At 70.7% G+C, this 23,835-nt stretch carries 17 protein-coding genes and 2 tRNA genes; 9 read left to right on the top strand and 10 right to left on the bottom strand.

Annotated elements, in window-relative coordinates; genetic code table 11:
- Positions 1–37 precede the first annotated feature (37 nt).
- The 6 genes from treZ to ACWPXE_RS09395 form a co-directional block, all read right to left on the bottom strand.
- Positions 38–5,677 carry a malto-oligosyltrehalose trehalohydrolase gene (treZ, locus tag ACWPXE_RS09370; RefSeq protein WP_454017591.1) on the bottom strand — a complete coding sequence of 1,880 codons (5,640 nt, stop codon included), beginning with the start codon at positions 5,675–5,677 and terminating at the stop codon, positions 38–40.
- Between the two features lie 80 nt (positions 5,678–5,757).
- Positions 5,758–6,072 (bottom strand): hypothetical protein, encoded by a 315-nt coding sequence (locus ACWPXE_RS09375; protein WP_035677092.1) that lies wholly within the window; start codon positions 6,070–6,072, stop codon positions 5,758–5,760.
- Between the two features lie 238 nt (positions 6,073–6,310).
- Positions 6,311–6,386 (bottom strand) — tRNA-Ala (locus ACWPXE_RS09380).
- 30 nt (positions 6,387–6,416) lie between these two features.
- Positions 6,417–6,503: transfer RNA gene (locus tag ACWPXE_RS09385), tRNA-Leu, on the bottom strand.
- A 297-nt stretch (positions 6,504–6,800) separates the two neighbouring features.
- Positions 6,801–9,758, bottom strand: a complete 2,958-nt coding sequence (locus ACWPXE_RS09390) for a hybrid sensor histidine kinase/response regulator (RefSeq protein WP_454017592.1) — start codon at positions 9,756–9,758, stop codon at positions 6,801–6,803.
- A 197-nt stretch (positions 9,759–9,955) separates the two neighbouring features.
- Entirely contained in the window at positions 9,956–10,102 is a 147-nt protein-coding gene (locus ACWPXE_RS09395) for a hypothetical protein (RefSeq protein ID WP_454017593.1), read from the bottom strand.
- A 192-nt stretch (positions 10,103–10,294) separates the two neighbouring features.
- Between ACWPXE_RS09395 and ACWPXE_RS09400 the strand changes: the two genes are divergently transcribed.
- Together ACWPXE_RS09400 and ACWPXE_RS09405 are read left to right on the top strand one after the other, a co-directional pair.
- Positions 10,295–10,483: a hypothetical protein gene (locus ACWPXE_RS09400; RefSeq protein WP_237905741.1), complete on the top strand. Its 189-nt coding sequence runs from the start codon at positions 10,295–10,297 to the stop codon at positions 10,481–10,483.
- A gap of 117 nt (positions 10,484–10,600) precedes the next feature.
- Positions 10,601–11,083, top strand: a complete 483-nt coding sequence (locus ACWPXE_RS09405; RefSeq protein ID WP_237905742.1) for a MarR family winged helix-turn-helix transcriptional regulator — start codon at positions 10,601–10,603, stop codon at positions 11,081–11,083.
- A 330-nt stretch (positions 11,084–11,413) separates the two neighbouring features.
- Here ACWPXE_RS09405 and ACWPXE_RS09410 read toward each other — a convergent pair whose 3' ends face one another.
- Both ACWPXE_RS09410 and ACWPXE_RS09415 read right to left on the bottom strand, forming a co-directional pair.
- Entirely contained in the window at positions 11,414–11,794 is a 381-nt protein-coding gene (locus ACWPXE_RS09410) for a hypothetical protein (RefSeq protein ID WP_454017594.1), read from the bottom strand.
- Between the two features lie 120 nt (positions 11,795–11,914).
- Positions 11,915–13,516 (bottom strand): L,D-transpeptidase family protein, encoded by a 1,602-nt coding sequence (locus ACWPXE_RS09415; RefSeq protein ID WP_454017595.1) that lies wholly within the window; start codon positions 13,514–13,516, stop codon positions 11,915–11,917.
- 351 nt (positions 13,517–13,867) lie between these two features.
- Here ACWPXE_RS09415 and ACWPXE_RS09420 point away from each other — a divergent pair, with 351 nt between their 5' ends.
- Positions 13,868–15,001 (top strand): D-alanyl-D-alanine carboxypeptidase family protein, encoded by a 1,134-nt coding sequence (locus tag ACWPXE_RS09420; RefSeq protein WP_454017596.1) that lies wholly within the window; start codon positions 13,868–13,870, stop codon positions 14,999–15,001.
- Positions 15,002–15,011: 10 nt separating this feature from the next.
- On the opposite strand, the gene ACWPXE_RS09425 is transcribed toward ACWPXE_RS09420, so the two are convergent.
- A complete protein-coding gene (locus ACWPXE_RS09425; protein WP_454017597.1) occupies positions 15,012–15,320 on the bottom strand; it encodes a SelT/SelW/SelH family protein in 309 nt (102 codons plus the stop codon).
- A gap of 245 nt (positions 15,321–15,565) precedes the next feature.
- Between ACWPXE_RS09425 and ACWPXE_RS09430 the strand changes: the two genes are divergently transcribed.
- From ACWPXE_RS09430 to ACWPXE_RS09440, 3 genes are all read left to right on the top strand, one after another.
- Entirely contained in the window at positions 15,566–15,955 is a 390-nt protein-coding gene (locus tag ACWPXE_RS09430; protein WP_454017598.1) for a hypothetical protein, read from the top strand.
- 140 nt (positions 15,956–16,095) lie between these two features.
- A complete protein-coding gene (locus ACWPXE_RS09435; protein WP_454017599.1) occupies positions 16,096–17,124 on the top strand; it encodes an ABC transporter substrate-binding protein in 1,029 nt (342 codons plus the stop codon).
- A gap of 19 nt (positions 17,125–17,143) precedes the next feature.
- Positions 17,144–18,871 carry an ABC transporter permease gene (locus ACWPXE_RS09440; RefSeq protein WP_454017600.1) on the top strand — a complete coding sequence of 576 codons (1,728 nt, stop codon included), beginning with the start codon at positions 17,144–17,146 and terminating at the stop codon, positions 18,869–18,871.
- On the opposite strand, the gene ACWPXE_RS09445 is transcribed toward ACWPXE_RS09440, so the two are convergent.
- Positions 18,872–19,954, bottom strand: a complete 1,083-nt coding sequence (locus tag ACWPXE_RS09445; protein ID WP_454017601.1) for an ABC transporter ATP-binding protein — start codon at positions 19,952–19,954, stop codon at positions 18,872–18,874.
- Positions 19,955–20,049: 95 nt separating this feature from the next.
- Here ACWPXE_RS09445 and ACWPXE_RS09450 point away from each other — a divergent pair, with 95 nt between their 5' ends.
- From ACWPXE_RS09450 to ACWPXE_RS09460, 3 genes are all read left to right on the top strand, one after another.
- Entirely contained in the window at positions 20,050–21,144 is a 1,095-nt protein-coding gene (locus ACWPXE_RS09450) for an MBL fold metallo-hydrolase (RefSeq protein ID WP_454017602.1), read from the top strand.
- A gap of 62 nt (positions 21,145–21,206) precedes the next feature.
- Positions 21,207–22,454 (top strand): cation:proton antiporter, encoded by a 1,248-nt coding sequence (locus tag ACWPXE_RS09455; protein ID WP_454017603.1) that lies wholly within the window; start codon positions 21,207–21,209, stop codon positions 22,452–22,454.
- Between the two features lie 130 nt (positions 22,455–22,584).
- Positions 22,585–23,820 carry a YeeE/YedE family protein gene (locus ACWPXE_RS09460; RefSeq protein WP_454017604.1) on the top strand — a complete coding sequence of 412 codons (1,236 nt, stop codon included), beginning with the start codon at positions 22,585–22,587 and terminating at the stop codon, positions 23,818–23,820.
- Positions 23,821–23,835: the final 15 nt, after the last annotated feature.

Genomic DNA, 23,835 nt, shown 5'->3' on the forward strand with positions numbered 1-23,835 from the left:
GTGCGTGTGCCGGACGTTCGGGAGTTGCGGGCCCCCCTCACCCCAACCCTCTCCCCGGAGGGGAGAGGGAGTTATCGTTGCGTCTCCCATCGGCCACCGCGGCCGGCCGGGCGGCGGCCATGATGGCGGCGATGGCGCCGGCCTGCGGGCAGTCGGCCATGTCCTCCAGCGCAAGGCGCAGCTTGCGGCGCCAGTTGGGGTACTGGTCCACCGTGCCGGGCAGGTTCACCTGCTCCAGCTCGGCGGTCAGGTCGTCCATCTGGACCATGGCGATGGCCGAGCCGGTGCGGGCCAGGAAGGCGTGCACCGCGTGGCCCAACGCCTCGCCGTAGGGGCTGTCGGGGCCGAAGCTGGCGGGCAGCGGCAGGAAGGCGTCGGCCAGGGCCTCCAGCAGGCGGGCGCGTTCGGCCTTGCGGCGGTCGCGCTGGCGCTCCGCCTCGCCCTCCGCCGGGTACAGGCCGCGCTCCTCCTTCAGCGTGATGTCGTGCCCCTCCCACCAGCCGCGCAGCGTGGCGAGATCGTGGTTGCCCACCGTGGCGAGCGCCGTGTAGGGGTAGTCGTCGGGGCCGCGGAACCCGCCGTCCTCGGTCCATTCGAAGAACATCACCCGGTAACTCAGGACACCCGCCTCCGCCATGCGCTCGCGGAATCCCTCGGGCACGGTGCCCAGATCCTCGCCGACGACGAGGCAACGGTTGCGCTGGCTCTCCAGGGCCAGGATTCCGAGGAGGTCGTCCATCGGGTAGGCGACGTAGGCCCCTTCGGAGGGCGGATGCCCCTCCGGTATCCAGTAGACGTGCTGGAGCGCCATGGCGTGGTCGATGCGCAGCGCCCCGGCGTGGCGCATGTTGGCGCGCAGCAGCTCGATGAAGCGGGCGTAGCCACCCTCGCGCAGCGCGTGGGGGTGGAAGGGCGGCAGGCCCCAGTCCTGCCCGGCCGGGTTGAACAGGTCGGGCGGGGCGCCGATATGGGCCTGCGCCACCACCACATGCGGGTCGGCCCAGGTCTCCGCCCCGCCGCTGTCCGCCCCGACCGCAAGGTCGCGGAAGAAGCCGACGGCCATCCCGCGCTCCCGCGCCCGCTCCGCCGCCGCCTGCAACTGGCTGTCGGCCAGCCATTGCAGCCAGACGAAGAAGTCGATGCGCTCCCGCCGCTCCTCGGCGAAGCGGCGGACGGCGGGGGAGGCGGCGTCCCGATACTCCTCAGGCCAGCGGCGCCAGTCGGGCGTGCCGTCCTTGGCGAAACGCTCGCGCAGGGCCTGGAAGGTGCAGAAGCGGTCCAGCCCCTCGCCCAGCTCGGCCCGGAAGGCGGCGAACGCCCCACGCCGCTCCGCGCTTCCCTCGGTCTGGAAATGGGCGAACAGCCGTTCCAGGACCGGCAGCTTCAGTGCCGCTACGGCGGCGTAGTCGACCAGCGGGGCGGCCCCCGCCGCCTGCACCGCGCTGAGGAAGCTCTCGTTCGCGATCAGGTCGCGGGTCTCGGCGCAGCCCATCAGTTCCGGCACCGCCAGCACGTCGATGTAGAGCGGGTTGAGGAACAGGCGGCTGGCCGGGGAATAGGGGCTGGCCTGATCGGGCTGGTCGAGGAACAGGGCGTGCAGCGGGTTCAGCCCGACGATGCCTGCCCCGCGTGCCGCGGCCATCTCCGCGACGTTGACGAGGTCGCCGAAGTCGCCGATTCCCCAATCCCCGGCGCAGCGCAGGGCGTAGAGCTGCACCGACAGGCCCCAGATCCGCTCGCCCATCTGGAGCGGGGCGGGCAGGTGACAGGTGGCGGGAGCGGCGATGACCGTCGTCTCCAGGCCGGGATGCTCCGCCCGCAGGCCGTCGACGTCCAGCCGCAGCCGGTGGTAGCCGGGCGCCGGAGCCGCGCCGAGGTCGAGGCGGCGCACCTCGAAATGCTGACCCTCGGCACCCGCCTTGCGGACCAGCGGCAGGTCGCCGAAATCGGCCTCGCCGCTGCGGTCGCCCCCGCCCTCCAGCGTCAGGGTCCAGCGCAGCGTCCCGCTGCCTTCCGGCAGGGTGACGGTGACCGAGAAGGGCGGGCGGTCGATGCGCAGCACCGCCACCGGGGGCAGAGGGCGGGCCAACTCGCGCCGCTCCAGCACCGCCAGCGCCTCCTCCGGGTCGTCGGCGTCCACCTCCATGGCGGCGAGCAGGGCGCGGATGGTGCCCTCCGACGCCTGGACGGTCTCGCCCGAGGCGCCGGTGTAGTGCGTCTCGATTCCCATCCGCTCCCCGAGCCGGTCGAGCGCCGTCGTCTCCTCGATGGTCCACAGGACGGACAGCGGCGCCATGGTTCCGGCATCGAGGCCCTTCCCCTCGGTCCACAGGACGCGGCCCACGGCCTCGCCCATGCCCGTCACGGGAGCGTCGGACAGGTTGGCGAGCAGATGCAGGCGGCTGCCGTCGCCCAGCCGCCAGGAGACGCGGATGCCCCGCCCGTCGATCACCTCGTGGGCGGCCGCCCCGCCGGGCGCGTTCTCCAGCCGCGGAGCGATCTCCTTGCGGCGCACCGCCAGGATGCGGCGGTACCAGTCCAGCCACGCACCGTGCTCACCCCGGTTGCAGTCGTCCCAATCGAGCTTGGCCGACTGGAAGGTCTCCGGCGCGGTCGGGTCGGGGATGCGGTCGCGCACCTTCGGGTCCTGGAATTCGGGGAACTTGGCGAATTCCTCACGCCGGCCGTTGCGCACCGCCTCGGCCAGCTCGTCGGCGAAGTCGCAGAAGAAGGGGAAGGGGCGGTCGGACGCCCACTCCTCGCCCATGAACAGCATCGGGATGCCCGGCCCCAGCAGATAGAGCGAAGTCGCCGCCCGCACCGCCTCGGGCCGCGAGAAGCGGGTGATGCGGTCCCCGAAGGCGCGATTGCCGATCTGGTCGTGGTTCTGGATGAAGGTGACGAAGGCGGTCGGCGGCAGGTGCGCCGACGGCTCGCCGCGCGCCTCGCCGCCGCGATAGGAGGAGGCGTGGCCCTGGAAGGCGAAGCCCTCGGCCATCGCGCGGGCCAGCTTCGCCGCGTCGCCGGCGTAATCGGCGTAATAGCCGGCGTCCTCGCCGGAGGCCCAGACGTGCAGGCAGTGGTGCAGGTCGTCGTTCCACTGCGCGGTGTGCCAGCGCGGGTCACCCTCGGGATGGCGTTCCAACAGGTGGGCTTCGTTCTCGTCGTTCTCCAGAACCAGATGGACGTGGCGGCGGCAGCGCACGGCGTCCTGCACGCGCTCCGCCAGCTCCTGAAGGAACAGTTTGTCGCTGTCGTCGAGGATGGCGTGGACCGCGTCGAAGCGCAGCCCGTCCATGTGGAACTCCTCGATCCAATAGAGCGCGTTGTGGATGAAATAGTCGCGCACCGTGGCGTTGCGCGGCCCGTCCACGTTGATGGCGTCGCCCCAGGGCGTCTTGTGCCGGTCGGTGAAGAAGGCCTTGGCGTAGGCGTGGAGGTAGTTCCCGTCCGGCCCGAAATGGTTGTAGACGACATCGAGGAAGACCATCAGCCCCTTGGCGTGGGCGGCATCGACCAGCGCCTTCAGATCCTCCGGGCGGCCATAGGCGGCGTCCGGGGCGTAGGGCAGCACCCCGTCATAGCCCCAGTTGCGGGCGCCGGGGAAATCGGCGACCGGCAGCAGCTCGATGGCGGTGACGCCCAGTTCGACGAGGTGGTCGAGCTTGTCGATGGCGGCGCGGAAGGTGCCTTCCTCGGTGAAGGTGCCGACATGCAACTCGTACAGCACCGTCTCGTGCCAGGGGCGGCCGGTCCAGGCGGCGTCGGACCAACGGAAGACGGTTGGGTCGATCACCTCGCTCGGCCCGTGCACGTCCTCCGGCTGGTGGCGGGAGGCCGGGTCGGGCACGCGCAGCCCGTCCGGAAGCTCGAACTGGTAGCGGCTGCCCGCCTGGGCCTGGGCGGTGGTCCACTCGAACCAGCCGTCGGCCCGCCGCACCATGGGCAGCAGGGCCTGGGTGTCCTCCAGCCACAGCGACACCTGCTCGGTCCCCGGCGCCCACAGGGTGAAGCGGACGGAGCCGTCGGGCTGCACCTGCGCGCCGAAGGGCATGGCGTGCGCCCGCGCCTCGCCGAGGCGGGTGGCGCCGGGGGCGGCCAGCCCGACCGGGCCGGACGCGCGGTCGGCCACCTCCGGCCCGGCGTCGGCGCCCAGGATGCCGATGGCCCCGGCCAGGGGGATGGCCAGCCAGTCGGGCCGGTTCGCCAGCTCGTAGCCGATCTCGTAGAGGGCCTTCTCCAGCAGGAAGAGTTTCAAAAGCTGCGTGGCGGTGGCCGCGTCGGCAGGCCAGCCCTGGCAATCGCCGATGGCCTCGCGGTAGCCGGCGACGAAGGCGGAGGCCGCCTCCCCCTCCCACCAGTTCAACCATGCGGTGCGGGCGCCGCGCGCCGTCTCGTCCAGGTCGGCGGGCAGGGCGGCCCGCGCTCCGGCGGCGGCGTAGGTGATGGAGCGCAGCATCCCCGCCACGTCGCGCAGGATGCAGTGCTTGGCCCGACGTTCGGCCAGCGGGCGCATCGGCTCGCCCTCGAAATCGACGATGTACAGGTCGTCCTTGCCGGCCAGCACCTGCCCCAGGTGATAGTCGCCGTGCAGGCGCATGGCGTGGAAGGTCCCGCGCGGCGGCGTCAGCGTCTCGATCTGCCGCATCACCGTCGCCTCGCTGTCGGCCAGCGACGCGGCATAGGGGGCGAGGTCGGCGTTCAGTTGTGGGGCGGCCTCGCGCAACTTGCCCAGCACGCGGCGGGCGAGGGTGCGCACGCCGTCCGCCCAGCCCCTCAGCATGGCCGGGGTCACCGGCTCCGGCGTGAAGGCGTCGCCGCCGCCGGGGGTGCCGAGCGCCCGGTGCATCTCCGCCGTGCGGCGACCCAGGCGGCGCATGAAGGTCATCAAGGCGACGTCGTCCGCCTTGTCGTCGTCAAAGCGCTCGACGCGCTTCGCCAGCTCGGCGGTGACGTGGCTCCAGGCATCACGGGCGTCGGGGACCAGCTCCTGCAGGATGCACAGGGTGGCGGCCTCGCCGTCGCCCGTGCGCTCCACCCAGCCGAGCAGGGCGGGGGTGTTGCGGAAGTTGGCGACCTCGGTCAGGAAGCGCCCGACCTCCAGCTCCGGATGGGTGCCGGATTCCAGCTTGCGCAGCCCCTTCAGGATCGCCGCGTCGCCGACGCGGACGGACGTGTTGGACTGCTCCACACCGGTCCAGCGCAGCGGCGCGCCGTTGCCCAGCGCCCCCTTCACGGCGTCGAGGGCGCGGCTCTGCCCGAAGCGCAGGCCCCCGCTCTCCCCACCCTTGCGGATGCCGTCGAGCAGGGCGCGAACCACCTCCTCGTCGCCGTAGCCGTCGCGCAGGCTGCCCGACCAGGGGAGCGCCTCGGGGCCGGCGATGGAGAAGGGATCGGCGGTATCGGCTTTGCCGTCGCGGTTGAGCACCAGGGGAAGCTGGTAGAGCTGCGGCTCGCGCCCCGGCGTCTCCACCCGCAGCAGGCAGAGCTGGGCGGAACCGGAAGTGAGGGGAAGAGGGAGCGCATCGACGATGCGCACGGTGGGCGTGCCGGCGTCCTTGGCGGCGTACCAGCGCCGTCCGGTCAGGAAGCCGGGAAGCAGTTTGTCCTGAAGCAGGGACAGGGCCTCGCCCTCGATAGGGCCGGAAAATGCATTCGATTTGGGCGCTGTCGGCAAGACACGTCTCCCCTGTTGGGCGGCACGGCTCGCACAACAACCGGGGCGGTGCGGTGTTCCTCCCGCCTAACCGTAGGTGGCTAGCCGTCGGACATGCGCGGATGGTGGGGCAAGCGGCCCAGCCGGCCGATCCGTTCGGCCAGTTGCAACGCTTCGACCACGTCGTCGAGCCGCCCGCACTGCATCAGCGTGTGGGCGTGGGTGTTGAGCGCGGCGACCACCGCGCGTTCATCGGACACGCCGTCGGCCGGTCGTCCATCGCGGTCCAGAATGACCGCACCAAGCGCGGCCAGCGCCTCCGCCGACAGATTCACGGCGTCGAGCATCGCCGCGTCATCCTTCTCCGCGGCGTTCAGCACGGGTTCCAGCACCTCGGCGAGCAACCGGGGATTCATGAAGGCACGCTCCTGACGGCATCTGTGCTTTAAAACATTGAAAATGGCCCGTTGTGCCGCCGCCGCAAGCCGCGGTCCCGTCAACTGAACGGGAGGTAGAGGGCGTCGATGCTTTCAAAGGCGGTACCGGGGCGCCTGTTCCTGAAATGCCCGGTGAAGCCTTGTCGGCACTGGCCTGAAAGTGGGAGGCCGGAGAAAAGGAAAAGCCAGCAACCCGTCAAGGTTGCTGGCTTCATGATGGTGGAGCCAAGGAGGATCGAACTCCTGACCTCTACAATGCCATTGTAGCGCTCTCCCAGCTGAGCTATGGCCCCACTTTTCGATCAGACCAACACAAGAAGTGTTGGTGCGCTTGGAGGGACTCGAACCCCCACGGCCTTTCAGCCACTAGGACCTGAACCTAGCGCGTCTACCAATTCCGCCACAAGCGCATCGTCTGCTCTTTGTCCCGCATCCCTTGGGGCGACGCGGGAGCGCTGATATAGCCGTGCCGCCGCCGGCGCTCAAGCGAAATCTTTCGAGGCCATCATTTTTTCGGGGAGAGCGTCCGCTCCCTTCGGTGCACTCCGAACACGCCGAACGCTACGACTTCCCCCCTTTCGCGCGGAGCGGGCGCCGTTGCTATCTTCAGCTTGCCCCAAGGGCGTGTGCCTCCCTGTTTTGCACCTCAAGGGCCCGCCGTTCAACCGGACGGCGGGCCACTTTCTTTTCCGGCGGCCGGGAGCCCTCTACAGCGACAGACGCTCACCCTCCGCACCGGTCATGCTGTCAGCCGTCCTTCCGGGCTGCTTCGCCATGGCGCGGTCCAGGACACGGCGGAGCTGGCGCGGCGTCACCGGCTTGCGGACCACCTCCAGCCCGTGCGCGGCGGCGTCCGTCTCGCATTCCGGACCGGCCTCCCCGGTCAGGATCATGGCGGGCACATCCCATCCGGCCATGGCGCGGACGCGCACCACCGCCTCTGTCCCGACGCGCCCTTCACGCAAGCGGTAGTCGACCAGCATCACGTCGGGCATGCGGCCGTCCGCCTCGACCTTCGCCACGGCCTCGTCGGCGGAGCCGGCGATCAGCACCTCGTAGCCCCATTCGCGGAACATGTCGCGCAGCCCCAGCAGGACGATGGCGTCGTCGTCCACCAGCAGGGCGCGCGGGGCATCGCGGCCGCCGGTGAAGAGGGAGGCGGCCGGTGGCGGCGGCGGCGGGGCCTCCACGGCGGCCACAGGGACCGTGATGGCGAAGACCGAGCCGCGGCCCGGCTGGGATTTCACCTCCACGGGATGGTCGAGGATCGTCGACAGGCGCTGCACGATGGCGAGCCCGAGCCCGAGCCCGCGCGCCCGGTCCCGCTCCGGGTTGTTGATCTGGTGGAACTCCGCGAAGATCCGGGTCAGCTGGTCGGGCGGGATGCCGATTCCGGTGTCGCTGACCTCGATCCGCGCCAGCCCGTCCCCAGTCTTCCCGTCCCCAGTCTTCCCGTCCCCAGTCTTCCCGTCCCCAGTCTTCCCGTCCTGTGTCTTCCCATCCTGGGTCCGGATGGCGATCTGCACCGCCCCGCGCTCGGTGTACTTGACGGCGTTCTCCAGCAGGTTGCGCACCATGCGGCCGAGCAGCACGCGGTCGCTGCGCACCGTCACCGAACGGTCCTGCACGATGCGGAAGGCCAGCTTCTTGCTTTCCAGGATCGGCGCGTAGGAGGCGGCGATCTCATCCAGCAGGCTGTTGAGGGCGAAGGGCTCCACGCGCGGGTCGACCGCCCCGGCGTCCAGTCGCGAGACGTCCAGCAGGCTGTCCAGCAGCCCCTTCAGCGTGTCCAGGCCGCGCTCCAGCATTTCCAGGCTGCGCTGCCCCTGCTCGTCGCTGATGAAACGGTGCAGGATGCCGGTGAACAGGAACATCGACTGCATCGGCTGGCGCAGGTCGTGGCTGGCCGCGGCGAGGAACTTCGACTTGGCGCGGTTGGCCTCGTCGGCCTCCTCCTTGGCGCGCTGGAGCGCCAGTTCCATGGCCTTGCGCTCCCCGACGTCGCGCAGCGTGCAGATCGCCAGGGTCACCCGCCCGTCGGGGGCACGGACCGGGGTGGCGCTGACCGACAGGGTCATGGCGGCGCCGTCGGGCCGGCTGTAGGGGAAATCCTCCTGCTCCACCGTCTCGCCCTGCCGCAGGGCGCGGGACAGCGGGCAGCGACCTTCGCCGAAGCAGGCGCCCCCGTTGCAGGCCCGCGCGCCGCCGCAGCCGCAGCCGCAGCCGGCGACCGGCGGCGGCGGACCACCGAGCAGGCGAAGCGCCGTCTCGTTGACCTTGACGATCCGCCCGCTCGGCGCCTCCGCCACCAGCAGTCCCGAGGGCAGATGGTCTAGAATGGCCGTCAGCAGGCTGCGCTCCGCTTCGAGCTGCCGGGTCAGGTGCGTGCGCTCGTCCTCCAGGCGCCGGCGGTCGGTGGCGTCGCGGAAGTAGAGGGCCAAACCCTTGCGCGAGGGGAAGGCGCGGACGGCGAACCAGACGCCGCTGCGCGGCCCCTGCGTCTCGAACTCCACCGCCTCGCGGCTCTCCATGGCCTGCTGCAGGGTCCGCCCGGACTCGCCGGCCATCAGTTCCGCGAAAGTCTGGCGTCCGTTCCGGCCGATGGCGTCGCCGGACTCGGGCAGGAGGGTCCGGGCCCGTTCATTGACGAAGACGACCCGCCAGGACCGGTCGAGTTCGGCCACGGCGTCCGTCGTGCTCTCCAGGACCGACGCCTTCTCGACTACGGTCTCCAGCATCCGATCGCGCACGCGCAGGAACTGCCGCATGCCCCAGGCGGCACCCAGGCAGGTGAGCAGAAGCACCCCGCCGAACAGAGTCAGCGAAAAAGCCATGGCGTCCCGGACCGGGCGCATCGCGGCATCGCGGTCGATCCCGATGGCGATCATCGATTCGCGGGTGCCGGTGTCGAGGGGGGCGGAAACCACCATCCGTTCCGTCCCGTCGGTATAGAACACGGCCGCCGACCGTGTTCCCCGCGCCGCGTGCATGGCCTGGAGCATGGCGGTGGGCAGGGGCTGCCCGATGACGTCGGGTGCCTCCGGCAGGCGTGCGACCGTGTGGCCCTGGCGGTCGGCGATCACCATCTCCATGCCCGGGGGCAGGGGGCGGTTGCCCAGATTCTCCTCGAGCCAGCGGGCGTCGAGAAGCACGGTGACCACACCGCCCGGAGGCGCGCCCGGCGTGCCGTCCGGCGCCGGATAGGCCAGCCGGAAGGGCAGGATGGGGCGCTGGTTGGGGTAGCGCAGCCCGTATTCTCCCGTCGTCAGGGCGCCTGTGGACAGCGCGTTCTGGAAGGTGCGGATGCCGCCGAGATCGACGCCCAGCGAGACCGGGTCGGTCGCGCACCACACCCGGCCCTCCCGGTCGGCCACCTCCACGGACAGATAGGCGGGGTAGCGGGCGCGCAGCCGGTCCATGGTCTGCTGGCAGTCCGGCGGCCCGGCCTGCGGCACGCCGGATTCGACGATCGTCGCCAGCACCTGCCGGGCCTCCGCGGCGATGCGCTGCTGTTCGACGTCCAGCAGGTCGAGAAGGCGCAGGGTGTCGTTCCGCACCTCGTTTTCCCGATCCTGCCGCAGGCTGTGCTGCGTCATGAACTGGAGCGCCGCGAGCGGCACCACGGCGGCCACGAGCAAGAGAAACAGACGCAGGTAATGGGGCATCGCCAAGAAAATCTGATGTAAGGAGGGCTGCCGCCCCTGCGCCCGGACGGGCCGAGCCGGCGCGGGCGGCAGCTGGACAAGGACCGTCTGCGGTGGATGTTCTTCAAACTCCACAGGGCGTTCATGCCACACGGGGGCGGAGATGCAATGATTAACGGACCGGATAACTCCATTTTGCTTCGGAACCGACGCGCTTCTCAGCGGTGACCCAGAAAGAAGCCGTCCAGCCTGCAGCACAGGGTGGTCACGAGGACGCGCAAGGGCGTCGGATCATAGGACACCGCCGTCACCAGAAGGGCGAGAGCGCTCACCGCCATCAACGCACCGGACGTGCCCACGCGCATCGCCTCTCTTTTCAACGGCCGGGCGGCAGACAGGCTTGCGCGTGATGCGTTGCGGGCCCGTCTTACGTAACCGCTCCGAGCAAAGCAGGGTCCCGTGCGCAACGAAGAATTTTCATGGCGTCTCTCGCATTCGCGTAATATTTCTCCATTGTAATAGGTGCCCCCGCCACCACTCATCCGCGCGAGCCGACCATGCCGTGGAGCCGCACTCCCTCCTACAAGGCTATCACCTTGCTGCGCCGGCACAGCCGGGAATGCCGGGGGTTGGAAACCCGCGAGTATCTGGTCGCCGTGGAGCGCCGGATGGTCGAGCTCATCGATCTGGAGCGGCGGGAGGCCCGTGACAGGGCGGCGCCATCGATCCATCAAGCGGCGGAGTGAGCTGGACGTTAGTCATATTTCAAAACGGTAACGTAGTAATCGTCTCCTGAAACACAACCGACACAGATCGGTGTTAAAGGCCAAAGTGTCTTTCATTGACACGAGGCCGCCGCGTTCATGGCTTTCCCGACCGAAATGGCCGGCAACGATGGTGCCGACGGCAGGGAGGGTTGCGACGTCGCCCTTTGCACCGTCCCCGCCGAGTCCATCCACAGCCGCATCCGCCGTGTCCACCAGCGCGCCACGGCGATGCTGAGCGACGCGTTGACCGGCTTCAACCTGACGGCGCCGCAATGGGCGGCACTGGCCGCGCTGCACCAGCATGGGCCGATGTCGCAGATCGATTTGGGCCGGAGCATCGCGATGGACCCCGCCACGATGCAGGGGGTGGTGGTGCGGCTGATCGACCGCGGTTATCTCCTGCGCAGCCCCGACAGCCTGGACCGTCGCCGCAACCTCGTCCGGTTGGCCGACAGCGGGCGTCGGGTGGTGGAGGCGGCCGGGCCTGCCATCGCGCAGGCGGAGGCCGAGCTGACCGGGCGCCTGTCGGCGGAGGAACGGAACCGGCTGGCCGATCTGCTGGCCCGCCTATGCCTGTGAGCCCCAGCGGTTCCCCGGTGTTCGCGTCGAAACGGTGGGTGGGGCCAATGGTCCGGGTTAGCCCGAGTTATGCACATTCACCTGAACGGCGTCCTTGACTCTGCGAATGTTGCTTTTTTGTTTTTCCGGACTCGTTTGGAACCGTTAAAACCCACAAAAGCCGGGCAATTCCGGCATTTCATTGGTGCCTGAAATTTAGGCAATTTGGTCAAGGTCGTGGATTCACGGCCGTGCTCACAGGTTGCCCCTGGATTCGCTCACAGAGTTACCCACAGCTTCTGGGGATATCCCGATATTGCGGATAGAGTCGCCTGCGCTCCGCGCCCGCCCTCAACCAATCACCCGCCATTGGCCGTCCGGGTCCAGGCAGGCGGTCCCGACGAGCGTCGCGGGGCGTCCACCGACGATTCCCGGCATCTGGAAATCGCGGCAATAGCGCCCGCCGGGGCCGAGATAGGTGGGAGAGGTCCGGGTGGCCAGCGGTGCGGCCGGCACCGGCTGGGGAAGCGGCGCATAGACCACAGGCGGATAGACGATGGGGGGCGGTGGAACATAGACGGGGGGCGGGAAGCCGAAGGCCAGCGGCAGCGAAATGCTGAAGCCGAAGAAATTCCCTCCATGCCAGCCGCCGGCGAACACCGGAGCCGGGGTCATCAGAAGGACGGGCAGGAGCAGGGCGCACAGCCGCGCCGAAGCCGGGAAGGGGATCATGACGCACCTCCGCCGCGGCGCGGGACGGAGCGCCGCCATAAGGAAAGATGGGTACGAAAAAGGCGCCGTCGAGACGGCGCCTTTTCTACGTTCTCAGAAGCGTGGCCCTGCGCGGCGACGTCACATTGCCGTGCGGACGGCTTCGGCCCCGTTGCGCGTGTCGGCGGCGCGGGCCGGGGTGGCCGTGGAGGAGGACTGGGCGGGCGCCGGGGCCGGCTGCGGGGCGGCGGCCGGGGTCGGGCGGACGGGCTTCGGTTCCACCCGGCGCGGGGCAGAGACGGTTCCCGCGGCGGCGGGGGCCTGGCTGGCCGACGGAGCGGACGGGCTGGACGGGACGTCGTCGTAGATGCCCGGATGGACCCGCACGGTGCCGTCCGTCTCCACCGTGGAGGTCCAGTAGACGAAGCGGACCGGCACGGCGTTGGGCAGGGAGACCGTCTTGGTCTTGCCGCTGTCGAGTTGCCGCTCGATCGCCGCGGAGTCGAGCTTGGCGGGGCGCAGCAGGGTTTCCGCGACCATCCGCGCGTCGGCCAGCCGCACGCAGCCGGAGCTGGCGGCGCGCAGGTCGCGCTCGAACAGCCGCGGGTCGTTGGTGCCGTGCAGGAAGATGCCGTCGCCGTTGGTCAGGTTGAAGCGGAAGCGGCCGAGGGCGTTGTCGTCGCCGGGCTTCTGGACGATGCGGATGCGCTCCGGCGTCACCTGCCACCAGTTGATGCTTTCCGGCACCACCTCGACCCCGTCGAGATAGACGACGGCGTCCTTGATGCCGGTGTTGCCCTTCTTGCGCAGCACCGGCAGCTTGTCCTCGACCAGAACGGTCGGCGGCACGGTCCAGGTGGGGTTGATCGTCACGCTGGTGACGCGGTCCTGGAGCAGCGGGGTCTGGCGCGACGGGCGGCCGACCACGGCACGCATGGTGAAGTTCAGCTTGCCGCGCTCGATGAAGGACACGGTCTGGCTGGGCAGGTTGACCAGGATCACCGTGTCCGGAACCGACGCCTGGAAGGCGCGCATCGACGCGGTGGCGCCGCGCATCAGCTTGGCGGCCTCCTTGGGCGTGCGGTCGAGCGCCTGGCGCGTGACTTCGCCGACCTTGCCGTCCTGCATCAGCCCTTCGGACAGCTGGAAGGCGCGGACCGCCACTTCGAGCGTGTCGTCGAAGGTCTCGGTCCACTGTTCCTGGGTCAGGAAGCCCAGCTCGATCAGCCGGGTGGACAGACGGCCGACGCGGTCGGCGGTGCGCGCCCGCACCTGGATGGTCAGGGCCGGGGGCGGGGGCAGCACCTCCACCACCGTGCCGGGCGTCGCCGTTCCGCTGAGCGCGTTGCCGGGCGTTGCCGACGGATCGGCCTGCGGGATCGGTTCGGCGGGCGGAGTCACGACGACCGTCGGCGCCGTCCCGGCGGCGGGGGCGGTGCCCTCCGGCACGTCGGACGGGCGCATGGGGCCGGGTGCGACCACGTCGACCATGCCGCCGTCGCCCTTCTTCAGAACGGAACCATAGCCCACGCGCGTTTGCTGCACGCGGGGCATGGCTTCCAGTTCGGCAGCGCGCTGGTCGATCCGCGCGATCCAGGTTCCCACGACATCCCGGCCCGTGGAGGTGCCCGAAGCGGTGGACGGCGCGGCCTGCGCGGGCAGGGCGAGCAGCCCGGCGAGGAGGCACACGGCGACCCTCGCTCCGAGGGCGGGCCGGGCGCAGGTGCGAATGGTCGTCAGCATAATCGAAGCATCCCACGCGGCGATGAACAGACGGCTAACGAAAGGCCCTGTCCATACGTGAGGTCGCATGGACGACACGCGGGAACCAGCGCCCTTTCGGCATAAGACATCTGACGCCCACGGCGGCGCGGCACAAGTGACATCGCTCCGGATGATGCTTCTGTGCCACAATGTGCACAGCAGAGTTGCCGTTGGGACACAGGCAATGGGAGAACCGTGCGTGATCGAATGGTAAATGGCGCCGCTCACGCCGGGACCGCAAAATCACACAAGGCGCCGAAGATTCGACACATTTTTTGTTAACCGCTTTCAGGGTACAGGAGGCGACCATCTCTCCATCCGGTCGCCATCATGCCGCGTTCGCCGTACGGTTTCGTCCTGCCGCTGCTTCTGTCCCTTGCCGTCGCCACGCCCGTTGCCCTCAACCCTGTGGACGCCCTCGCCAAGGCGGCCCAGGAGACGGTGCACAAGCAAGCGCCCAAGCCCACCGCCAAGACGGCCGCCAAGGCTGCGCCCCAGAAGGCCGCGGCATCCAAGACTGCGGCGAAGCCCGCCGCCGTCCGGGCCGTGCACAAGGCCGCCGTCCACAAATCGGCCACCCAGAAGGCCGCCGTCCGCAAGGCCGCCGTCCATCGCACCGGCAAGGCGCGCCGCGCGGGGCGCGTCGCCGCCGGGGCCGCCGCCGGCACGGTGGCGGGCGCCGCCATCTTCCGGCCGGTCCACGCCTATGTGTTGATGGACGCGCAGTCGGGCCGGGTCCTCGATTCGGAGAACGCGGACACGCTGACCTACCCGGCGTCGCTGACCAAGATGATGACCCTGCTCCTGACCTTCGAGGCGCTGGAGCGGGGCACGCTGCGCCTGGACCAGGAACTGCCGGTGTCGCGCCACGCCACCAACCAGAAGCCGTCGCGCCTGAACCTCGCCGTCGGCTCGACCATCCGGGTGGAGGACGCGATCCTCGCCCTGACGGTGAAGTCGGCCAACGACGTCGCCGTCGTGCTGGCGGAGGCGCTGGGCGGCAGCGAGGAACAGTTCGCCGAGATGATGACCGCGAAGGCGCAGGCGCTGGGCATGGCCAGCACCACCTTCCGCAACGCCTCCGGTCTTCCGCACAAGGAGCAGCGCACCACCGCCCGCGACATGGCCCGCCTGTCGCGCGCCATCGTGTCCCGCCCGGCGCGGGAATACGCCTACTTCTCGCGCACGCGCTTCGACTGGAACGGCACGGTGGTGCCCGGCCACAACCGGCTGCTCGGCCGGGTCGAAGGCTATGACGGCATCAAGACGGGCTTCATCAACCTCAGCGGCTTCAACCTTGCCGGCAGCGCCAGCCGCAACGGCCAGCGTCTGGTCGCCGTCGTGCTGGGCGGCACCACCGCCGCCTCCCGTGACCGCGAGGTCGCCGAACTGCTGGAGCAGGGCTTCGGCGCCGCGCCCCCCAAGCAGACGGTGGCCGTCACCGACGTGAAGGCCGTTCGCTAAGCGTTTGTCCTCACGGGTCCGCCGGCCGCTTGCGGTCGGCGTGGCCGAGGGGCTTGTCCGGGGCGATGTGGTCGCGCACCCGCTGCTTCAGTTCGGTGATGTCGGGGAAACGGCCCTCCGCCTTGCGCGACCAGACCACCGCCGCGCCGTGTCGCACCTCGAAGATGCCCCCGGTGCCGGGCATCAGGGTGACGCCACCCAACTCCTCCTCGAAGGTGGTCAGAAGCTCCTGCGCCATCCAGGCGGCGCGCAGCATCCAGCGGCACTGGCGGCAATATTCGATCTGAAGGATGGGCCGTTCGGGGGCTTCGCTGGTCACGGTCCGCGCTCCTGTCGCTTGGGCTGTCGTCCTAAGGGTGCTGCCAAACGGCTTGTCTTCCAAGCCCTTCGCGCGACTCCGTTCGAAGAGGGGGCGTTGCGGCCTCCCCACAGAGCAGTATTGCCAAAGACGCTTTGCTTCATGACCCCTTCCGGCGCTTTGCTGGGGTCGGACCAACGAGGTGGAGCATGCCGGGACACACCGCAAAGCGCTTGTGGCGCCAGGAAACGGGCTGCGGATTCTGCATGCGGTCGGAAACCGGCGCCCTGTGGTGTCGTGGCCTGTGCCGCGACATCTCTTTGGCCGATCTCGTCCACCGCGTGCACGCGGTCCGCGACAACGCCATGCGGCTTGAGGTTTCCACCCTGCTGGTGACGAAGCCGGTACCCCTGCACGCCGTGCCTGGCGAAGAGAACGCGTCCGCAGCCCGCGCCGCCCAACTCCGCGGTGCGGCGGTGGACAGCATGGTGCGCAGCCTGTACCGCCTGCGCAAGAGCGCCAACGCCGTGGCGCGCTCCGCCGACCGGCTGGAGGCCACCCGCAACGCGCTGGCCGTCGGCAAGGAGGAATCCGCCTCCGTCGACCCTCCCTCCGCAGGGCGTCCCCTTTCCCTGAGCGGCCTCAATCGGGTATGACGCTCAAGACCGTCCGGAACGGCCGCCGTCACGCGGCTGTCATGGTTCTGGCGTAAACAAGGGCCTTCGTCCGCATGCCGGGGCAATCCAGTGGGGGCTTCGGACCGGCGGAGACGCGACCAGAGAGGGAAACGGGAGACATGAAGGCCAAGCGCACACACCTCGCCGCGGCGTTCGCCGCCATCGGGACGACCATCGCCGCCGCCGCCGGCGCGCTTCTGCTGGCCTTGCCCGCCCACGCTGCTACGGACAAGCCGGCCGGCAAGCTGGTCCTCTACACCTCGCAGCTCGAAGCCGACGCGAAGCAGACGGTGGACGCCTTCAAGGCGAAGAACCCCGGCGTCGAGGTCGAGTGGGTCCGCAGCGGCACGACCGAGCTGATGAACAAGCTCCGCGCCGAGATCGCCGCGGGCAGCCCGCAGGCCGACCTGCTGCTGATCGCCGACGCGGTGACCATGGAGTCGCTGAAGGCGGAGAAGCGCCTGCTGGCCTACAAGGACGCGCCGGTCCAGGGCTACCGCCCCGGCACCCACGATCCGGACGGCACCTGGTTCGCCACCAAGCTGATCACCACCGGCATCGCCTACAACACGGCGGCGCCGATGAAGCCCTCCTCCTGGCTCGACCTGCTGAAGCCGGAGGCCAAGGGCACCACCGTGATGCCCAGCCCCCTCTATTCCGGCGCCGCGGCCATCCACATGGCCGCCGTGAAGGAGCAGCCGGACCTCGGCATGGCCTTCTACGAGAAGCTCCAGGCGAACGGGACCACCGCGGCCAAGGGCAACGGCGGCATCCTGAAATCGGTGGCGAGCGGCGAGAAGCTGTACGGCGTCATCGTCGATTACCTGCCGATCCGCGAGCAGGCCAAGGGCGCCCCGGTCGCCTTCGTCTTCCCCAAGGAGGGCGTCAGCGCGGTGACCGAGCCGGTCGCCATCCTGAACACCAGCAAGAATCCCGACGCCGCCAAGGCCTTCATCGCCTTCCTGCTGAGCAAGGAGGGGCAGGAGCTGGCCTCCCGCCAGGGCTTCCTGCCGGCGCTGCCGGGGGTGGCGCCGCCGGCCGGCTTCCCGGACACCTCCTTCATCTCGCTGATGCCCTATGACCCGGCCAAGGCGCTGAAGGACGACGAGGCCAACAAGAAGGACTTCGCCGACCTTTTCGGCGGCTGAGCCCATCCGGCGATTGAACATGAGTCTTGCCACTTTCAGCGACCGGCGGCCTTTCCACGCCGCCGGTCGTTTTTCCGTTTCCGGGGCGCCGTTGCTGTTCGCGCTGGCCGGGCTGATCGTCCTGCTGCCGATCCTGCGGCTGGTGTGGGAGGTTGCCGGGCCGATGGCGACGGGCGATCTGACGGCGCTGACCCGCGTCCTGACGTCCAAGATGACGTGGCGCGCCACCGGCAACAGCGTCGCCATCGCGGCGGGGGCCACGGTCGTGGCGGCGGCGCTCGGCGTGCCCTTCGCGCTGCTCTGCGGCATGACCGACCTGAGAGGCAAGACGGCGCTGGCCTTCTGCCTGATCCTGCCGCTGATGATCCCGGCGCAGATCGTCGCCTTGTCGTGGATTCACCTCGCCGGCTCGGGCAGCCCGCTGCTGAAGCCGCTGGGCCTCGCCCCGGCGCCGGGCACGCCGAACCCGGTCTATTCCTCCGCCGGGATGATCCTGGTCATGGGGATCGAGCACGCGCCGCTGGTCTTCCTGGCCCTGCGCGCCGCCCTGCGCGCCGTGCCGCGCGATCTGGTCGAGGCCGCGCAGGCGGCCGGTGCCCGGCGCGGGCGGGTGCTGCGCACCATCGTCCTGCCGCTCAGCCTGCCGGGTCTGGCCGCCGGTCTGGCCCTGTCCTTCGTCGCGGCGCTGGGCAATTTCGGGGTTCCGGCGCTGCTCGGCATCCCAGCGGGAATTCCGGTGCTGCCGACGCTGATCTACCGGCGGCTGGCGGGCTTCGGGCCGTCCGTGCTGCCGGAGGTCGCGGTGCTGGCCGTGCTGATCGGCGCCATCGCCTGCGTCGGCATCGCCGCGCAGATGGCGCTCCAGGCGCGGGTGGACGCGCGGGTGATCGGCGGCTCGGCGCCCGCGGCGGTGCTGCGGCTGGGCCGGGCGCGGCGCCCCTTGGAAATCCTCTGCTGGACCGTGGTGGCGCTGATCCTGGCGGCGCCGTTGGCGGCGCTGGCCTCGACCAGTCTGATCCGTGTCTACGGCCTGCCGCTGGGGCCGGAGACGGCGACGCTGGCGCATTACGCGACGGTGCTGGGGCTGGATCAGGTGGGGCGGGCCTTCACCAACTCGTTCGTCCTGTCGGGGGTGGCGGCGCTGCTGCTGATCCTGCTGGCGATCCCGCTGGCCCACGCGATGGCCGGGCCGGGAAAGGGCGGGCGGCTGGTCCGCGCTGTCGGTGTGCTGATCGAACTGCCGCACGCGGTGCCCGGCGTGGTGCTGGCCATCGGCTGCATCCTGGTCTTCCTGAAGCCGCTGCCGCTGCTGGGCGTCAGCCTCTACGGCACGCTGGGGATCATCCTGGCGGCCTATCTGGCGCGCTTCCTGTCACTGGCCCTGCGCCCGGCCCAGGCCGCCTGCGCCGCGCTGGACCCGGCGATGGAGGAGGCGGCGCGCGCCTGCGGCGCCGGCCCGCTGCGCCGCCTGCGCACCATCGTGGCGCCGCTGGTGGCGCCCGCGGCAGCGGCGGGCGGGGTGCTGGTGTTCCTGACCGCCTTCAACGAGCTGACCGTGTCGATCCTGCTGTGGTCGCAGGGGCGGGAGACGCTGGGCGTCGTCGTCTACGCGCTGGAGGAGGGCGGCAGCCCGACGCTCGCCGCGGCGCTGAGCGTGGTGACGATCGCTGTGGTCGTGGCGGTGCTGTTGGCGGTCGGCTGGCTGGGGCGGCGGCTGCCGGCGGGGATCATTCCCTGGCGGGGGTGATCACACCCCTTCCGGCACCACCCACCCGTCGCGCACCGCGAGGCGCAGCGCTTCGCCCGGCGCGACCTGCGCGTCGCCGGACACCCGCAGCAGCAGGCGCACGCCCGGCGCGGCCTGCGGTTCGGCCTCCACCAGCACGAATCCGCCCTTGTAGGCGGCGCGCACCACCGTCGCGGCGATGGGTCCGTCCGCCGCCGGCTCCAGGTCCTCAGGGCGCAGGCAGACCAGCGCCGGCCCCTCCGGCTGGCCAGGGCGGCAGCGGATCAGCGCCTCCGCCCCGAACAGGCGCACCCGCGCGCGGCCGTCGGCGGCCGGCCCTGTCACCACACCCTCCACCACCGCGCCCTGGCCGACGAAGCCGGCGACCATGCGTGTCGCCGGCTCGCGGTAGAGCGTGCGGGGCGCCGCCACCTGGGCCAGCCGCCCATGGTCGAGCACCGCGATGCGCGTCGCCAGCGCCATGGCCTCGGCCTGATCGTGGGTGACGTAGACCATGGTGGCGCCGGTCTTGGCGTGGAAGTCGGCGAACTCCTCCTCCATCGCCGCGCGCAGATGCACGTCGAGGTTGGCGAGCGGTTCGTCCAGCAGCACCAGCTCCGGACTCATGACGAGGCAGCGGGCCAGGGCCACGCGCTGCCGCTGGCCGCCCGACAATTCGGCGGGGTGGCGCGCATCGAAGCCCGACAGCCCCACCGTGTCGAGCGCGGCGCGCACCCGCTGCTCCCGCTCCGCGCGGGGAACGCGGGCGGTCTCCAGGGGGTAGGCGACGTTGCCGGCCACCGTCATGTGCGGCCACAGCGCGTAGGACTGGAAGACGAGGCCGATCCGCCGCTCCTCCGGGGGGACGTGGGTGCCGGGGCCGGACAGGGTGCGCCCGCCGACCGTGATGCGCCCGCCGTCCAGCCGCTCGAAGCCGGCGACCATGCGCAGCAGCGTGCTTTTCCCGCAGCCCGACGGGCCGAGCAGGGCGAGGAACTCCCCCGCCGCCACGTCGATGGTCACGCCGTCCACCGCGGGGGCGGGCGTCCCGGCATAGTGGCGGGAGGCGTCGTCGATCAGGAGAGCAGGCGTCTGAGTGGTCATGGCACCGGAAGTCGCGCTATTCAGGAAGGCGGCGAGGGATAGGCACAGTGCGGAACGGGGGCGTGATGTCAAGTGACGCTGCGATGACGGGGGCTATGACGGGACGCGGACGCAAGGTCCGGCTGCGCGCCCTGTCGGGGCTGGGCAGCAAGGGGCCGGCCTGCTTCCTGGCGATGGACGGCGGGGCGCGGCTGCTGCTCGACCTCGGCGAGGGGCCGGACGCCGGGCGCCTGCCGCCATTGAGCGGGGCGGGGCGGGTGGACGCCATTTTGATCACCCACACCCACGGTGACCATGCCGGCGCCCTGCGCCTGCGCCACCGGGTCGGCAGTCCGCCGGTCTACGCCACGCCGCTGGCCGCCCGCTTCCTGCCGCCGACCGTTGCGGCGCATCCCCTGCCGGTCCGTGGAACGGTGGAGATCCAGGGCGTGCCGGTGACCACCGGGCGGTCCGGCCACGCGCCGGGCGGGGTGTGGATTCACCTGGGCACGGAGGATGGCGGGATTCTCTACATGGGCGACCATTCCGACGAGTCGGCCCTGTTCCCCTTCGACCCGCCGCCGCCGGCGCGGCGGGTGATCCTCGACGCCTCCTACGGGCTGGACGACACCCCGCAGGCCGAGCGGCTGGCCGCGCTGGAGCCCTTCCTGCACGCGGGCGGCGCGCTGTTCCCGGTGGCGGCGGACGGGCGCGGGCCGGAAATGGCCCTGTGGGCGCTGGATCACGGCGTCGTCCCGGCCATCGACGACGCCCACCTCGCCGCCATCGCCCATCTGCTGGCGGAGGCCGACACCGCCCTGCGTCCTGGCGCGGAGGAACGGCTGCGCCGGCTGCTCGACCGCGCCAAGGTGCCGGGCGACCCACGCGACGTGACCTTTGCCGCCGGCCCCAACGCCACCAGCGGCGCCGCCGCCGAGCTGGTGGAGCGCTGGGGCGGGGCGGTCGGGCCGGACATCGTCTTCACCGGCTACCTCGCCGAGGGCACGCCGTCGCGGACCCTGGTCGATGCCGGCCGGGCGCGCTACCGGCGCTGGAACGTCCATCCGACGCTGCGCCAGTTGGCGGCGCTGGTGGCCGCCACGGGGGCGGAGCGGGTGCTGCCCGCCTTCGGCGATATCCGGCACCGGGAGGGCTGGCGGACCGCCTTCGCCCCGGCGGCCCTGGAAGGGCTGGACGCTCCGGAAGACTGAGCGCGAGAGGAACGCGGCGGACATCCTGTTGGCATGGCTTGTCCCTTTGCCGACGGATGTCCATGGGCACCTTCGAGTTGCTGTCCATCCTGCTGACCCTGGCGGCGCTGTTCAGCTTCGCCAGCCGCGGCCTGCTCGGCCTGCCGGCGACGGCGGGGGTGTTCCTGCTGGCCTTTGGCTTCGCCTTCGCGACGGCGGTGGTCGGGACGCTGGTGCCGGCCATCGACATCCGCGCCTGGGAGGAGCGTCTGGTGACCAGCACCCACCTGCCCGAAGCGCTGCTGGAAGGGGTGCTGGCCTTCCTGCTGTTCGCCGGGGCGGTGGAGCAGGACAGCGGCACGCTGTGGCGGCGGCGCTGGGCGGTGGCGCTGCTGGCGACGCTGGGCGTGGTGATCTCCACGGGGGTCATGGGCTCAGGCATGTGGCTGGTCTTCGGTGCCATGGGCCAGCCGGTGCCGCTGATCTGGTGCCTGGTGCTGGGGGCGGCGCTGGCCCCGACCGACCCGGTGGCGGTGCTGGCCGTGCTGCGCAAGGCGTCGCTGCCGGAAGGGCTGCGCACCGCCATCGCGGGGGAGAGCCTGTTCAACGACGGCATGGGGGTGGTGCTGTTCGCCCTCCTGCTCGGGCTGGCCACCGGGACCGACACCGACCTGACGGTGACGGGCGTCGCCTGGGACATCGTGAAGGAGGCGGGCGGCGGCGCCCTGCTCGGGCTGGCGACCGGCTCGATCGCCTTCTGGGCGAAGAGCCGGGCGGACGATCCGGCGGTGGAGCTGTCGATCTCGCTGGCCCTGGCGGCGGCGACCTACAGCCTCGCCCAGCGGCTCGGCCTGTCCGGCCCAATCGCCGTCGTGATGGCGGGGCTGCTGATCGGGAACACCGCCAAGCACCATGTCTCGTCGGAGCGGACGGGCTTCATCATGAAGGCCTTCTGGGCGATGGTGGACGCCATCCTGAACGCCATCCTGTTCATGCTGGTCGGACTGGAGGCCGCGGTGGTGCTGTCCTGGCAGGCGCCGGTGATGGTCGTGGCGTTCCTGGCACCATTGCTGGCGCTGGTGGCCAGGCTGGCGAGCGTGCTGCCCGTGGTCGCCGTCCATCTGCGCAGCCAGCGCAAGGCGGCGGCGACCGCCGTTCTGACCTGGGGTGGTGTGCGCGGCGGCATTGCCGTGGCCCTGGTGCTGTCGCTGCCCGACAACCCGTACCGCGACCTGCTGCTGGTCGCCTGCTACGCCGTCGTCGCCTTCACCATCATCGTGCAGAGCCTGACGCTCGGCCGGCTGGCCCGGCGCCTGTTCCCCGAGGGCTGATGGAGGTCTCCCGCGCAGGACAGGAATGCGCAGAACGGCCTTTCCTGTGGAAAGCATCCCATTATCTACTGAAGCCAATCAGGCAATCGCCTTTATCAACGTTTCATTTTTGTTGTTTTGGAGTGTCGGGATGACGGACACGACTCTGGGCCGGGCGGCGGGTTCGGCCACGCTGCTGCCGGGAATCGACTGGCGGGTGGTCACCGTGGCGCTGCTCGCCCTGGTGGGCGGCGGCCTGTGGATCGGCGACGCCGTGTCGGGACGGCAGGCGGCGCTCTATCTGGTGGGCGGGGCCATGGGCCTCGTGCTCTACCACGCGCTGTTCGGCTTCACCTCCGCCTTCCGCGTCTTCATCGCGGACCGGCGCGGGGCGGGCTTGCGGGCGCAGATGGTCATGCTCGCCGTGGCCTGCGCGCTGTTCTTCCCGGTGCTGGCGGCGGGGACGCTGTTCGGCACGCCGGTGAAGGGGCTGGTGTCGCCGGTCGGCCTGTCGGTGGTGGCCGGCGCCTTCCTGTTCGGCATCGGCATGCAGCTCGGCGGCGGCTGCGCCTCGGGCACGCTGTTCACGGTGGGCGGCGGCAGCACGCGGATGGTCGTGACGCTGGCCTTCTTCATCGTCGGCTCGGTGCTGGGCGCCTATCACCTGCCCTGGTGGCAGGCGCAATGGACCGCCGCCCCGGTGTCGGTGGTCGCGGCCTGGGGCTGGCCGGTGGCGCTGGCGGTCAACCTCGTCCTCTTTGCCGCGGTCTATGCCGGCACCCTCGCGCTGGAGAAGCGGCGCCACGGCCGCCTGATCGAAGGCGCCCCGGCCAAGACCGAGGGCCTGCGGCGCTTCCTGCGCGGCCCCTGGCCGCTGGTCTGGGGAGCGGTGGCATTGGCCGTGCTGAACTTCGCGACGCTGGCGCTGGCCGGGCGCCCGTGGGGCATCACCTCGGCCTTCGCGCTGTGGGGCAGCAAAGGGCTGGCTGGGCTGGGCGTGGACGTCGCCTCCTGGCCCTTCTGGCAAGCGCCGGCCCAGGCCAGGGCGTTGCAGGAGAGCGTGCTGGCCGACGTCACCTCGGTGATGGATTTCGGCATCATCCTGGGCGCGCTGCTCGCCGCCGGTCTGGCCGGCAAATTCGCCCCGGTGTGGAAGCTGCCGCTGCGGTCGCTGGTGGCGGCGGTGGTCGGCGGGCTTCTGCTCGGCTACGGCTCGCGCCTCGCCTACGGCTGCAACATCGGCGCCTATTTCAGCGGGATCGCGTCGGGCAGCCTGCACGGCTGGGTGTGGATCGGCGCGGCGCTGGCCGGCAACTATCTGGGCACCGCCCTGCGCCCGTTCTTCGGCCTGGAGGTCGAGCGCACGCCGCGCCAGACCGCCTGCTGAGCGGGATGCTCCGAT

Source organism: Azospirillum sp. Marseille-Q6669 (assembly GCF_965111635.1).

What these genes read in the sequence shown, in the direction of transcription:
- ACWPXE_RS09440 (WP_454017600.1), top strand. Translation starts at nt 17,144, where the DNA reads ATGAGTCTTGCCACTTTCAGCGACCGGCGGCCTTTCCACGCCGCCGGT.
- ACWPXE_RS09430 (WP_454017598.1), top strand. Translation starts at nt 15,566, where the DNA reads ATGCGGTCGGAAACCGGCGCCCTGTGGTGTCGTGGCCTGTGCCGCGAC.
- ACWPXE_RS09455 (WP_454017603.1), top strand. Translation starts at nt 21,207, where the DNA reads ATGGGCACCTTCGAGTTGCTGTCCATCCTGCTGACCCTGGCGGCGCTG.
- ACWPXE_RS09395 (WP_454017593.1), bottom strand. Translation starts at nt 10,102, where the DNA reads ATGCGCGTGGGCACGTCCGGTGCGTTGATGGCGGTGAGCGCTCTCGCC.
- ACWPXE_RS09375 (WP_035677092.1), bottom strand. Translation starts at nt 6,072, where the DNA reads ATGAATCCCCGGTTGCTCGCCGAGGTGCTGGAACCCGTGCTGAACGCC.
- ACWPXE_RS09445 (WP_454017601.1), bottom strand. Translation starts at nt 19,954, where the DNA reads ATGACCACTCAGACGCCTGCTCTCCTGATCGACGACGCCTCCCGCCAC.
- ACWPXE_RS09390 (WP_454017592.1), bottom strand. Translation starts at nt 9,758, where the DNA reads ATGCCCCATTACCTGCGTCTGTTTCTCTTGCTCGTGGCCGCCGTGGTG.
- ACWPXE_RS09450 (WP_454017602.1), top strand. Translation starts at nt 20,050, where the DNA reads ATGACGGGACGCGGACGCAAGGTCCGGCTGCGCGCCCTGTCGGGGCTG.
- ACWPXE_RS09410 (WP_454017594.1), bottom strand. Translation starts at nt 11,794, where the DNA reads ATGATCCCCTTCCCGGCTTCGGCGCGGCTGTGCGCCCTGCTCCTGCCC.
- ACWPXE_RS09405 (WP_237905742.1), top strand. Translation starts at nt 10,601, where the DNA reads ATGGCTTTCCCGACCGAAATGGCCGGCAACGATGGTGCCGACGGCAGG.
- ACWPXE_RS09415 (WP_454017595.1), bottom strand. Translation starts at nt 13,516, where the DNA reads ATGCTGACGACCATTCGCACCTGCGCCCGGCCCGCCCTCGGAGCGAGG.
- ACWPXE_RS09435 (WP_454017599.1), top strand. Translation starts at nt 16,096, where the DNA reads ATGAAGGCCAAGCGCACACACCTCGCCGCGGCGTTCGCCGCCATCGGG.
- ACWPXE_RS09400 (WP_237905741.1), top strand. Translation starts at nt 10,295, where the DNA reads ATGCCGTGGAGCCGCACTCCCTCCTACAAGGCTATCACCTTGCTGCGC.
- ACWPXE_RS09460 (WP_454017604.1), top strand. Translation starts at nt 22,585, where the DNA reads ATGACGGACACGACTCTGGGCCGGGCGGCGGGTTCGGCCACGCTGCTG.
- ACWPXE_RS09420 (WP_454017596.1), top strand. Translation starts at nt 13,868, where the DNA reads ATGCCGCGTTCGCCGTACGGTTTCGTCCTGCCGCTGCTTCTGTCCCTT.